At 64.4% G+C, this 12,344-nt stretch carries 11 protein-coding genes; 7 read left to right on the top strand and 4 right to left on the bottom strand.

Annotated elements, in window-relative coordinates; translation table 11 throughout:
* Positions 1–25: 25 nt before the first annotated feature.
* Complete coding sequence (pknB, locus tag QFZ70_RS10720; RefSeq protein WP_307095485.1) at positions 26–2,128, bottom strand: Stk1 family PASTA domain-containing Ser/Thr kinase; 2,103 nt, start codon at positions 2,126–2,128, stop codon at positions 26–28.
* A gap of 110 nt (positions 2,129–2,238) precedes the next feature.
* Complete coding sequence (locus tag QFZ70_RS10715; RefSeq protein WP_307097855.1) at positions 2,239–3,585, bottom strand: lytic transglycosylase domain-containing protein; 1,347 nt, start codon at positions 3,583–3,585, stop codon at positions 2,239–2,241.
* A gap of 242 nt (positions 3,586–3,827) precedes the next feature.
* Between QFZ70_RS10715 and QFZ70_RS10710 the strand changes: the two genes are divergently transcribed.
* Positions 3,828–4,181: an Rv2175c family DNA-binding protein gene (locus QFZ70_RS10710; RefSeq protein ID WP_307095483.1), complete on the top strand. Its 354-nt coding sequence runs from the start codon at positions 3,828–3,830 to the stop codon at positions 4,179–4,181.
* A gap of 22 nt (positions 4,182–4,203) precedes the next feature.
* Here the strand turns inward: QFZ70_RS10710 and QFZ70_RS10705 are convergent, their stop codons facing one another.
* Positions 4,204–5,298 (bottom strand): polyprenyl synthetase family protein, encoded by a 1,095-nt coding sequence (locus tag QFZ70_RS10705; RefSeq protein ID WP_307095481.1) that lies wholly within the window; start codon positions 5,296–5,298, stop codon positions 4,204–4,206.
* A complete protein-coding gene (locus tag QFZ70_RS10700) occupies positions 5,295–5,822 on the bottom strand; it encodes a hypothetical protein (RefSeq protein ID WP_307095480.1) in 528 nt (175 codons plus the stop codon). Before QFZ70_RS10700 ends, QFZ70_RS10705 begins: the two co-directional genes overlap by 4 nt.
* Positions 5,823–5,962: 140 nt before the next feature.
* Here QFZ70_RS10700 and dinB point away from each other — a divergent pair, with 140 nt between their 5' ends.
* The 6 genes from dinB to QFZ70_RS10670 all read left to right on the top strand — a co-directional run bounded on the left by dinB (position 5,963) and on the right by QFZ70_RS10670 (position 12,269).
* Positions 5,963–7,120, top strand: a complete 1,158-nt coding sequence (dinB, locus tag QFZ70_RS10695; protein WP_307097854.1) for a DNA polymerase IV — start codon at positions 5,963–5,965, stop codon at positions 7,118–7,120.
* A gap of 276 nt (positions 7,121–7,396) precedes the next feature.
* Positions 7,397–7,771: a DUF3040 domain-containing protein gene (locus QFZ70_RS10690; protein ID WP_307095479.1), complete on the top strand. Its 375-nt coding sequence runs from the start codon at positions 7,397–7,399 to the stop codon at positions 7,769–7,771.
* Between the two features lie 372 nt (positions 7,772–8,143).
* Positions 8,144–8,572, top strand: coding sequence for a division/cell wall cluster transcriptional repressor MraZ (gene mraZ, locus QFZ70_RS10685; protein ID WP_018763545.1), 429 nt, complete (start codon positions 8,144–8,146; stop codon positions 8,570–8,572).
* A 168-nt stretch (positions 8,573–8,740) separates the two neighbouring features.
* A complete protein-coding gene (gene rsmH / locus QFZ70_RS10680) occupies positions 8,741–9,730 on the top strand; it encodes a 16S rRNA (cytosine(1402)-N(4))-methyltransferase RsmH (RefSeq protein WP_307095478.1) in 990 nt (329 codons plus the stop codon).
* Positions 9,730–10,419, top strand: coding sequence for a hypothetical protein (locus tag QFZ70_RS10675; RefSeq protein WP_307095475.1), 690 nt, complete (start codon positions 9,730–9,732; stop codon positions 10,417–10,419). The genes rsmH and QFZ70_RS10675 overlap by 1 nt, the downstream gene beginning before the upstream one ends.
* A 47-nt stretch (positions 10,420–10,466) precedes the next feature.
* Complete coding sequence (locus QFZ70_RS10670) at positions 10,467–12,269, top strand: penicillin-binding protein 2 (RefSeq protein WP_307095474.1); 1,803 nt, start codon at positions 10,467–10,469, stop codon at positions 12,267–12,269.
* Positions 12,270–12,344 lie beyond the last annotated feature (75 nt).

The following is a 12,344-nucleotide window of genomic DNA, read 5'->3' as shown; positions in this document are numbered from 1 at the left end:
GCGTGGTGTGGGCGGCCGGGGCCGCCTACACCACGGTCAGTGTGATGACTGATCCTTCCGGTACTTCGGTGTCCACCGGGTCCTGGTCCCGGACCGTGCCGAAGAAGCCGCCAAGAATGTTGTTTACCCGCACTTGGAAGCCCAGGCCTTCGAGGGCACGCTTCGCTTCCGCAGCCTGCTTGCCGATGTAGCTGGGCACTTCCACCATCCTCGGCCCCTTCGAGATGGTCAGGGTCACCGTGCCGCCACGGGTGAGGGTGCCGTTGGCCGGAGACTGGCTGACAACGGCGCCCTCCGGGATGTTCCGGTCGAACACCTCTTCGCGCGCCACGTCCGCCTGCAGGCCGGCCGCCTCGATGGCGTCCCTGGCATCATCCTCTTCCTGGCCCACCACGTTGGGGACCGGGATCGGCTCGGGGCCCTTCGATACCACCAGGTTGACGGGTGTCCCGTGCCGGGCAAGGGTACCGGCGGCAGGATCCTGCGACAGGACAATGCCCGCCGCTACAGCTTCATCAAACTGCCCGGTGACTTTCCCCAAAGCCATTTCCGCGCCGTTCAGCCCGACCTTCGCTTCCTCCAGGGTGCCCCCGGTCAGTCCGGGCAGCGGGAAAAGCTGCGGGCCCTTCGAAACAAACACCGAGACAGGCTGGAACTTCCGGATTTCCGAGCCGGCCGGGGGTTCGGTGCCCACCACAAGCCCGCTGGGCACGTCGTCGTCGAAAACGTCCCTGCTGGTGGACCGGAACCCTGCCTGGCCGAGCAGTTCCTGGGCCTGTGCCACCGTTTTGTTCGCCACGGCAGGGATGGCTGCGGCCGAGCCCGGTCCCATGCCGAAAAACCAGCCGGCCCCCGTTGCCAGCAAGGCTGCGATGAGCAGGATGACCACCCACAGGGCCCCTCGGCGGCGCGGGCTGCCCTCGCGCAGGTTGCGTGCCGGGGTGGCCGCAGCGCGTGCCCGGGCTTTCTGGTTCTCCTTGTCGGCTTTGCGCTGGGCCCGCTTGCTGATGGCCGCTGGCGCCGCCGCAGCCCACCGCGCGTCATCGTCGGAGCCGGGGGGAGTGAGCTTGTATCGAAGACCGGAAGCCGGAGGGCGTTTGTCCTGGCCGGGGCCATGATTAGCCTGGGGCTGGAGCGGGAGGTGCGTGGGTGCCGCAGGCCGGCCAAAGGGCATAACGCTTGTTGGATTGTTGGTACGGGCTATGACCTCGGTGTGGCCCGGGTTTCCGGCGGGGTCCTGGCCGCTGGCTTCCACGGCTGCGGGCGGCTGGAGGTCCAGTTCGCGGTCGCTGAGGTTGGTCCTGATGTGGCGCAGTTCCTGGAGCAGCGCGTTCCCGTCGATGGGGCGGTTCTCCGGATCATTGGCGGTGCACCACTGCACCAGCTCGTCCACCTCTGCTGCCAGGCCGGGCACCAGGGCCGAGGGCGGGCCCACTGTCCCGTTGACGTGCTGGTAGGCCACCTGGATGGGAACTTCACCCGTGAACGGCTGCTGACCGGTCAGCATCTCGTAAAGCATGATTCCCACGGAGTACACGTCGCTGCGGGCGTCAGCGGATCTGCCGAGGACCAGTTCGGGGGAGAGGTATGCAACGGTCCCGAGCAGTACTCCGGTGCTTGTGGAGGTGGTGACCGCGCGCGCCAGTCCGAAGTCGCCGATCTTGATCCTGCCGTCTTCGGCTATCAGGACGTTTTCCGGTTTCACGTCCCGGTGGATGAAACCGGCCGCGTGTGCGGCGCCCAGGCCTTCCACCACCGGCTCAATCAGCTTGAAGGCACGCCTGGGCGGAAGCGCACCCTCGGCCTTGATGACGTCCCGCAGCGTGTGGCCCTTGATGTATTCCATGACCAGATACGCGGTGTGGGCGTCGGTGCCCTGATCCAGCACTCCCACCACGTGGGGGTGGGACAGCCTGGCGGCAGCCTTGGCCTCCCGGCCCAGCCTGCCGAGGAAGCTCTCATCAGCAGAGAGGTGGGGGTGCAGTACCTTCAGGGCAACATCCCGTTCCAGCCGCTGGTCGGTGGCTACGTAGACGGTGGACATCCCGCCGCGCGCCAGCCTGGACCTCACGGCGTACCGGTTGTCCACCAGGGTTCCTACCAGAGGGTCTGACACGTGTTCCTGCACCCTACGATCGTAATCCAGCAATGAAACGGGTCCGAACCCTTACCGGTCCGGACCCGTGCCGATTTCTCCTGCCCGCCCCCGCCGCCGCGCTGCGGATGCGGCGACAGGTGCTAGCTGAAGTTCTTCTGGTGTGCCTTGATGGCCGCGACGTAGGACTTGGTGTCCTCGTACATGCCGTACTTGCTCACGGAGTACTGGCCCTGGTAGTAACCGGCGATGGCCGAATCCCTGTCCTTGCTGGTGGCGAGGAGCTGGCGGATGATCGCCACGCCGGCCGTTGCATTGTCGTAAGGGTCCAGGAGGTTCAGCTTGCGGCCCACCAGATCCGATGCCCACTGGCCGGAGCTGGGAATGACCTGCATGGTTCCGATGGCATTCGCGGGGGATACCGCTCGCTGGTCGAAGCCGGACTCCTGGTGCGCGAAGGCGAGGGCGAGCGAAGGTTGCACGCCCATTGCCCGTGCCGTGTCCGCCACGATTCGGCGCATCTGCTCGCGGGAGGGGACCGGCGAAGCGTTCAGGAGTGCCTTGTTCTTGTTCGCCGAGCTCACCACTGCTGCCGGGTAGCGGAAGCCCAGGAAGGAACTGGGCACCAGCGGCGTAACCGAGGCTGCGGGCTGCGGTGCCCGCTGGCCGGCACCGGGAATGGCCAGCTTGTTGCCCGGATAGATCACCGTGCGCAGGTTCATCCGGTTGGCGGAGAGGAGATCCGAAAGCCGGACCCCGTGGCGGGAGGCGATGGCGGAGAGTGTGTCGCCGGCCTTGACGGTGTACGAGCCGGATGCCGGGGAAGCAGCCGAGGAGTTTGCCAGGGCCGGGGCGGGGGCAGCCGGGGCGGAAGCGGAACCGCCCCCGACTTTGATCTTCTGCCCGGGGTAGATGATGGAACGGACGTTGAGGTTGTTCCAGGAGAGCACGCTTGACAGTCCCACCTTGTGCTTTGCGGCAATGGCCCCAAGCGTGTCGCCCGGCTTCACGGTGTAGGTGGCGCCGCCACCAGCGGAGGAACGGGCTGCGGGAGCAGGCTTCGCGGGCGCCGCGGCGGCGGAACCCGAAAGCCTGATCTTCTGCCCGGGGTAGATGATGGTTTTCGCCTGCAGGTTGTTGAGCTTCAGTACTTGGCTGGTGCTCAACCCGAACCTGCCGGCAACGGCACTGATGGTGTCCCCCCGGGCAATCGTGTACACTGCCGGTGCTGACGGCCGGGCTGGCTGGAAGGCCGCGGGGATGGCCGTGGAGACGGACGACGCCGGAATGACGGCTGCCGTCGCCTGTGCCGCCTGTGCTTTCATGGCGGCGGCGAGGGTGGCCGGCACAGCGCGGGCGGGCGGTTCGGCAACGGCGGGCTGGGCGAGGGCCAAGGATGACAATACGACCGCTGGCAGCGCTGCCGTGGTGGCAGCGATCATGGGCAGACTCGGCTTGGGGGGCTGCTTGGGCGAGCGGGACGTCGTCATATAAAGAATCCTCTTCTCAACTGCGGGCGCGGGCGGGGATGCCGCTGTTGTTCCGATACTACTGTTACTCATGTTGTTACTGTTACGAATGTTATCCATGTGAATCTCTCACGAAATTGCGGCTAGCACAAGAATTCCCACATTTACGGCAAGCAGGAATTTGTGGAGTGTCCGCAGGTCAGGAACGCCTCCGGGAATTTATCGACTAGGCGCGAGGGTACGCACCGTGGCAACCTTGATCCGTGAGTAATGTAGAAAACCTGGTGGGCGAATGGTTGCCCCTGCCCGACGTCGCCCAATTGTTGGATGTTTCCATCACCAAAGTCCATAGTCTGCTTGATGAGCATGCCTTGGCGGCTCTGCGGGTGGGAGAGCGGAACATCCGGTCGGTCCCGGCTGAATTCATTCAGGACGGCCAGGTGGTGGACAGCCTCAAAGGCACCATTGTTGTGCTCGCTGACGCAGGCTACTCTGACGAGGACCTCATTGTCTGGCTTTTCACGCCCGACGAATCACTGCGCGGCCGTCCCATTGACGCCTTGCGGGAGGGCCGCAAAACAGAGATCAGGCGCAGGGCGCAGACCCTGGCGTGGTAGCTGTCGAACTTAGCCCACCGAATCAGGAGGCGCGGCTGACGGTAGCTTCAGCCAGCCTCCGCAACGCGGTTTTCGGCAGTTCGTCAAGGGGAAGTGCCTCGAGGGCATCGAATGCTGCCGCGCCGAATTCGTTGATGAGGACTTCAGTGGCCTGCAGAGCCCCCGATTCTTCGATAATCCGCCGGATTTCAAGAATGTCTTCATCTGCGAGGTCGGGGCTGCCCAGCCTGGCGTCGATGAAGGCGGATTCGGGCCCGGACGCCTGGTCCAGGGCCAGCGCCACCAGCACCGTCCGCTTGCCTTCGCGGAGGTCGTCCCCGGCAGGCTTGCCCGTGGTGAGCGGATCGCCGAAGACGCCCAGCACGTCGTCACGAAGCTGGAAAGCCTCGCCAAGGGGCAAAGCGAAGGCCGAGTAGCCGCGGAGCAGTTCGTTCGAGGCGCCGGCGAGTGCTCCGCCCAGGGCCAGCGGGTGCTCCGTTGAGTACTTGGCTGACTTGAACCTGATGATCGACTGCGCCCTGCTGACGGCGCCCGCGCGGTCCCGAACAGGACCGGCCACTTCCTCCAGGATGTCCAGATACTGGCCAGCCATCACCTCTGCGCGCATGAGGTTGAAGATCAGCCTTGCCCGGCTGCCCGCAGCAGCCCGCTCGCCGATATCCGTGAAAGCTTCTTCACTGAACGAGAGGCAGAGGTCCCCGGCGAGGATTGCGGCTGCCTGCCCGAACCGCTCGCTGTCCAGCGCCCAGCCGCGGGTGCCGTGCAGCTCGCTGAAGCGGCGGTGAACGCTGGGTCCGCCACGCCGGGTGTCCGAACGGTCGATGATGTCATCGTGGATCAGCGCGGCAGCCTGGAACAATTCCAGCGCCGCACCGGCTGTCACTACCTGCTGAGCGGACGGGTCACCGCCGGCGCCCCGCCATCCCCAGTAGCACATGAGCGCACGGAGGCGCTTTCCGCCGGTCACCAGATTGGAGATGGAACCCATGATGGGTTCGATGTCCGGAGAGATGGCGGACATAATGGACTGCCTGGACGTGAGGAAGTCGTTCAGTTCGCCGGCTACTGCCGCAACGAAAGCGGCCTGTTCATTCCTTAGCTGCTCAGCCGCCGTCACTTGGCTGACTCAGCTGCCACGTTGGCGCCGATGGTGAAGGTGACCACACCGGCCGTTTCCACGGCGGAGAGATTGACCGTCTCATTGTCTCCCCGGACGAAGTCCTTCGAAGCGACCGCCCCCACGGCCTCACCGGGGACTGCCTTGAACCCGCGCGCCTCCAGTTTCTTCGTGTAGAAATCCATGACCTTCGCAGTGGGCGAGGTAATGGTGGCAACCAAGGCGGCGGTGGCCGGCGTCGACGCCTTATCGAAGCTGCTGGACACTACGCTCGCGCCCGGCATGAGCGGCAGGAGCTGCTGGGGGAAACCTGCGACGAAGCCACCTACCGTTGCGGAGGTGTTGGGCGAGGCGGAGGGGCTGGCCGAGGCGGTCATGGTTGATTGGACAGTTTCCGGTGCAGATGCCGAGACGGTGGGATCCGGTGTTCCTGTGGGCGTTGGGCTGCAGGCAGCGAGGGCCAGTGCTGCCCCGGCAGCGAAAGCGGCCAGGGCTGCTGGCTTAGGGTTTCCAATGACCGTCACAGGGACATTCCTCCTGGTGTAGATGCCGGATTCAGCCTCCAGTTTAGTCAGTACAAAGCGATAGGATTGCAGCCGTGGCACCTGTTGGGACGAACGAGCCGGCCGGAGCAAGCCTCCGGCGCCGCAGGCGCAACTGCATCATGCACGTGGACATGGACGCCTTTTTCGTAACCGTGGAACTGCGCACGAGGCCCGAGCTCAGGGGCAGGCCCGTCATCGTTGGCTATCCGGCAGAGCGCTCGGTCGTCCTGTCGGCGTCGTACGAAGCCAGGGCGTTCGGCGTCAAGTCGGCCATGCCAATGGCGGTGGCGATGCGCATGTGCCCCCAGGCAGTCATCATCGAGCCCCGGCACAAGGTGTACTACGAGGTTTCCGCCCAGCTGATGGCAATCTTCGAATCGGTCACGGAGTTGGTGGAGCCGCTCAGCGTGGATGAAGCATTCCTGGATGTGAGTGGCGCAATCCGCCGGCTGGGCCCGCCCCGGGTTATCGGTGAGCTGATCCGGAGCAGGGTAGCGGCTGAATTGGGCATCACCGCGTCGGTGGGGATCGCTGAGACGAAGTTTGTGGCAAAAATCGCTTCCACCCGCTGTAAACCTGACGGCCTGCTCCTGATCACGCCTGATGAAACCGTTCCGTACCTCCACAGCCTGCCCGTCGGTGCCCTCTGGGGCGTGGGCGCGAAAACCACCGATGTCCTGGCGAGGATGGGCATCAAGACCGTAGCGGACCTGGCGGCCACTCCGGCCTCCTCCCTCAAGAAGATGCTCGGCGCCACAGGAGTCCACGTACATCAGCTCGCGTGGGGAATAGACCCGCGTCCCGTGACCCCGGTCCGTCTCGAGAAGAGCATCGGGGCTGAAGAAACCTTCGCCGTGGATACCGCCGACGACGCCCTCCTCCACCGGGAGCTGCTGCGGCTCTCGCACCGTACAGCAGAGCGGCTGCGGGGTTCGGGCATGGTGGCCCGGACCATCGCACTGAAGCTGCGGTTCGCGGATTTCTCCACCATCACGCGCAGCAGGACCGTCCAAACGCCCGTGGACAGTGCGCAGCTCATCTATGCGGTGGCGCTGCAGCTCCTGGACTCCGTGGACAGGACGATGACCGTGCGGCTGGTAGGTGTGCGTGCGGAGCAGCTCGAAGAAACCGCGCGCACCTCACTCCAGCTGAGCATCGACCGGAGGGATGACAACTGGCGCGCCGCAGAGCAGGCTGTGGACCAGGTGGCCCGCAAATTCGGCGGTAAGTCGGTTCTTCCTGCCCGCCTCCTGGAACCAGGGAGCGGGCCCGGATAAACCCGGCAGATAAGCGGCGGGGAGGGCGCCGGGAAAGTCATTGCCGTCTTTCAGAACGGCCTTGAACAAACTATCCTTAGAGATACGAAGTTTTTGAGTGACAGGACTTACTACCGGGCTCTCTTGGACATGCTTTCGCTCCGGATTTGTATGCCCGGGTTGCCGTTTACCGCCACAGCAGGCGGGTACGGGAACCACCAGGGCATACCAGACGTTATCCGAGCAGAAGTAGTGGCTGGGACCAGCCCGGACGTTGGCCTACAAAAGGAGGTCGTGATGCCGCTGTCGGAGCACGAACAGAAGCTGCTGGAGCAGCTGGAGAAGCAGCTTCACGAGGATGATCCAAAGTTCGCGAATTCCATGGGGTCGGACCCCGGGCGTTCGTGGTCGACGAGACACGTCGTGATCGGCGTCCTTGGCGCGCTGGCCGGTGTCTTCCTCTTACTGGTGGGCGTCACCCTCCAAAGTATCTTTGTTGGTGTCCTGGGCTTCATTGTGATGGGCGGCGGCGTCTACTTCGCCACGATGCGGAGCAGCTCGTCGGCAGCGAAAGGAACCAAGACCGGTACAGGCAAGGCCGGCAAGCAGCGGAGCTCCTTCATGAGCAGCCTGGAGGAACGCTGGGACGAGAGGCGCAGGGGCGAGCCCTAACTTTCCGGCGTCCACTGAGCCGGACGCCCCCGGCACACCACTTTGCTCCCCCCGGAATGGGCGAGCGCGACCAAAAGACCCGCTTCGGCGGGTCTTTTCGCGTTTAACCCGCCTGCAGCGCCCAGAGCCGTGACCCCTCGATCCCAAGGGTTGCAATCTTCCCCTCCCCGTGGCCCAGGCCGAGCGAAAGTCCTCCACTTCCCACCACCAGCGTATTTCCGCGTCTTTTTGGGCGCACCTTCCCAAAAATTGCCCCGCCCGGCGCGCTTTTCACGTTGACTGTGGTGGAAAGTGGAGTAATGTGGAGGACATAAGAGGGTGGTTGCAACATAGGGGATGTGCAGTTCCTGACATCGGACAGGCGGTGGGCCAGTGTTTCTGGGCACGCATTCGCCACGTCTGGATGAAAAGGGGCGGATCATTCTCCCCGCTAAGTTCCGGGAGGAACTTGCCAGCGGACTGGTTCTCACGAGGGGCCAGGAACGTTGCATCTACGTCTTCAGCGAGAAGGAATTTGCCCGGGTTCACGAGCAAATGCGGGAGGCGCCAATCTCCTCAAAACAGGCGCGGGACTACATCCGCGTCTTTCTCTCTGGAGCCTCTGACGAGGTACCTGACAAGCAGGGGCGCGTGACTATTCCGCCGGCGCTCCGGGAGTACGCAGGGCTCGGGAGGGAACTGGCCGTCATCGGCGCCGGAACCCGCGCCGAGATCTGGGACGCCCAGGCCTGGAATGAGTACCTCGCGGAGAAGGAGACCGCCTTCTCCGAAACCGATGATCCCATTCCGGGCATTCTCTGACCGGAACAGAACAGCGGGCAGTTTTTCTTGGCTGAGATCTCCAGCCGGCCCGTCGGCCGGCCAACCTGGCTCACTTCCCCGGAGCCAGGCGGGCAGGACGATAGGCGCGGATGGGGATCTGGGCCAAGAACCAATCCAGGTGACAACGACGGCGAGAGAGGACGAGGCATGAATGATCAACCGAAGCCCACGTCTGAACGCCATGTGCCGGTCCTTCGGGACCGGTGCATCAATTTGTTGGCTCCCGGATTCGAGGCTGCCAGGAGCCGCGGTGAAACCCCGGTGGCCATCGACGCCACGCTCGGGATGGGCGGCCACTCCGAAGCAATGCTTCAGCGGTTTCCGGACCTCCACCTGATCGGGATCGACCGGGATGAAGAAGCCCTTGCTCTGGCCGGGGAGCGGCTGGCGCCTTTTGAGGCACGGACAGATCTGGTCCACGCCGTCTATGACGAAATAGAAGAAGTCATCGCTGACCTGGGCGTTCCCGAAGTTCACGGAATCCTCATGGACCTGGGTGTTTCCTCACTCCAGCTGGATGAGCGCGAACGGGGATTCGCGTATTCCTTCGACGCGCCGCTGGACATGCGGATGGACACCAGCCGCGGGCAGACGGCCGCCGACGTCGTCAACAACTACAGCGAAGAGGAACTCGTCCGGATCATCCGGAAGTGGGGCGAGGAGAAGTTCGCCGGACGCATCGCGAACAGGATCGTCGCCTCCCGGGCCACCAGGCCCTTCACCACCACGGGCGAGCTGGTGGAGCAAATCCGGGCCGTCGTTCCGGCGGGCGCGGCCAAGTCCGGCGGCCACCCCGCCAAGAGGACATTCCAGGCCCTGCGGATCGAGGTCAACGAGGAGCTCGACGTACTGGAACGTGCTGTTCCCGCAGCCGTGGAGGCCACAGCACTGGGCGGCCGGATTGTAGTCATGTCCTATCACTCGCTGGAGGACAAGATCGTCAAGGCAGTTTTCCAGGCCCGCTCCAAATCCTCCGCCCCACTCGGCTTTCCAGTTGAGCTGGAAGAGCATAAACCCGAACTGAAGACCCTGACCAAAGGCACCGAGGTGCCGACCGCCGTCGAAATCGCCGAAAACCCCCGCGCTGCCTCAGCAAGGCTTCGTGCTGTGGAACGCATCCGAACCAGGAGAGCTTAATGAGCACCGCTGCCGTGAAGAACTTTCCCGTCGTTTCCGGTTCGGCGGCCAAGCAGCTTCCTGCAGGTTCGCCGGCCGGGCCGCGCCGGGGCCGCACTCCTCTGTCCGTCGTCCGGACCCTTCCCCGCAAGCGCCGTGCCCCCTTCGTGGTGCTGTGCTTTGCCATGCTCGCCGTGGCCCTGATCGCCGTTCTCGTCCTGAACATCTCGGTTTCCACGGCGCAGTACCAGTTGGTGGAACTCCGTGCCAGGCAGAGCACGCTGACGAAGCAGAACCAGGACCTTACCCAGCAGGTCCAGAACTTTGAAGCACCCCAGAACCTCGCGGCGCAGGCGACGAAGCTGGGGATGGTGCCTTCCACCGTTAAGGGCCAGATTGACCTGTCCACCCTCTCCGTTACCGGCAAAGCAACCCCGGCTGTAAAGGACGGCGCTGCCGGAGCCGTCATTCCGGCACCTGCTGTGGTCGGCCAGCTCACCGTGGTTCCGCCACCCAGCAAACGGGATCCGCTGGAAGCCCGGAAACCCGTCGAAGAGGCCCCGGCTGCAGCTCCCGCGGCGGCAAAGACGAAACCGGCTCCTGACGCAACACCAACCCGCACTCCGCCGGCATCCGCTCCGGCTGTGCCGCCCGTGGAGCTCCACGGCGGATCGGTACCCGCGCCCCAGCAGAAGGTCCCCGGACAGTAACAGGCGGGTCTGACAGGCAACAAGGTCGAGCAGCAAGGAATATCACGGTGGCGCAGAGGACCGGCAAAGCAAGAAGCGGCAAGGTACCCAACGCCAAGAAGCGACTCCGCCTGGGTCTTGGCATGATGCTGACGCTCCTCCTGGTGGTGGGCGGCAAACTCTTCCTGGTCCAGGGGCTGGACGTCGGAGGAATGGCCGAAGCTGCCTTGAACAGCCGGATGAAGCGGACCGTCCTGCCTGCCGAGAGGGGCAGCATCCTCGACTCCCGCGGAACGGTGCTGGCCAACAGCGTCATCCGCTACAACGTGGTGGTGGACCAGCGGGTGAACACTAAAACCGAAACCTTTAAGCGCCTGGAGACGGTGGACGGCAAAGAGAAGCTGGTGGACGTCAGCCGGGACCAGGGCCTCACGGAGCTGGCCGCCGCCCTCGGCATGGAGCAGGACGCCCTCCGGGACGCTGTAACGGGCCAACAGCCTTACTACATCGTGGCCAAGGACGTGAAGCCGGACATTGAGGACCGCATCTCCAACCTCCAGATCCCCGGCATCGTCACGGAAGGCGTCAGCAAGCGGGTCTATCCCAATGGTTCCGTGGCCGGCGGAATCATCGGGTTCCTGGCCGACGGCACTACCGGCCAGGCCGGCATAGAACAGACCCAGGACGAACTGCTGAAGGGCGCGGACGGCGAACGCCTATTTGAAATCGGCGCAGACGGCCTGCGCATCCCTGTCGGCGTGGACGAGCTGACGTCGCCCCAGGACGGCAAGGACGTCAAGCTCACCCTCAACTCCGACCTGCAGTATTTTGCCCAGCAGGCCATTCAAAGCCAGTCGGACAAGCTCAGCGCCGAGTGGGGCGTCATCATTGTGATGGACGCAAAGACCGGCGACCTGGTAGCAATGGCCGACACCAATTCCCCCGATCCCAACGATCCCGGACGGGTGGCCGCCAAGGACCGCGGCGTCCGCGCGGTCACGGCGGCATACGAGCCCGGCTCCGTTCAAAAAATGATGACCGCGGCGGCCCTCATCGAAGAGGGCAAGGCCAAGCCCCTCGACTCGTTCACCCTTGGCCCCACCTACACGGTGGACGGGCAGACCTTCAGCGACTCATTCGCCCACGGAACCGAGGAGCGAACCCTGGCGGGCATCCTGGGCTATTCGATGAACACCGGCACCGTCATGGCCGGCCAGCGCCTCAGCAAGGAACAGCGGTACGACTGGCTCAAGAGATTCGGCATCGGCGAGGCGCCGGATATCGGGCTGCCGGCAACGGCGTCCGGCATCCTCACGCCGTGGCAGCAGTGGGACGGGCGCCAAGAGTACACAGTACTGTTCGGGCAGGGCGTGTCCCAGTCCACCCTCCAGACCGTGCGGGCGTTCCAGTCCATCGCCAACAACGGGGTGATGCTGCAGCCCAGGCTCATTGATGCCTACGTGTCTCCGGACGGAACGGAGGAAAAGGTGCCCGCCGCACCGCCGCGGCAAACCGTGTCGGAAGAGACGGCGCAGCAGGTCCAGGACATCCTCGAGAGCGCCGTCACCGAAGGGCAGATCAAGGACGCGGCCATCGATGGCTACCGGGTGGGCGCAAAGACAGGCACCTCTGAATCACCGTGCGACGACGGCAAATCCGGGTTCTGCGGCTATACAGCCTCCATGGTGGGTATGGCACCGATGGATGATCCGCGGTTTATTGTGGAGGTGGTACTCCAGCGGCCGAAGGGCAGCATCTATGGGATTACCAACGGGCCGGTCTTCCGGTCGGTCATGAGCCAGGCACTGCGGACCTACAACGTCCAGCCGTCCAAGGGCGAACCGGCCCGGCTGCCCCAGTTCGCCAAGTAGCATCCCGGCAATAGCCGGCCGCACCAGCAGTACCACCGGTTCATCCATGCCGGGCTCGATCCACTAGCACCATCG

The organism is Arthrobacter sp. V1I9, assembly GCF_030817075.1.
Classification (GTDB): domain Bacteria; phylum Actinomycetota; class Actinomycetes; order Actinomycetales; family Micrococcaceae; genus Arthrobacter.
This window is presented reverse-complemented; position numbering and strand designations above follow the sequence as displayed.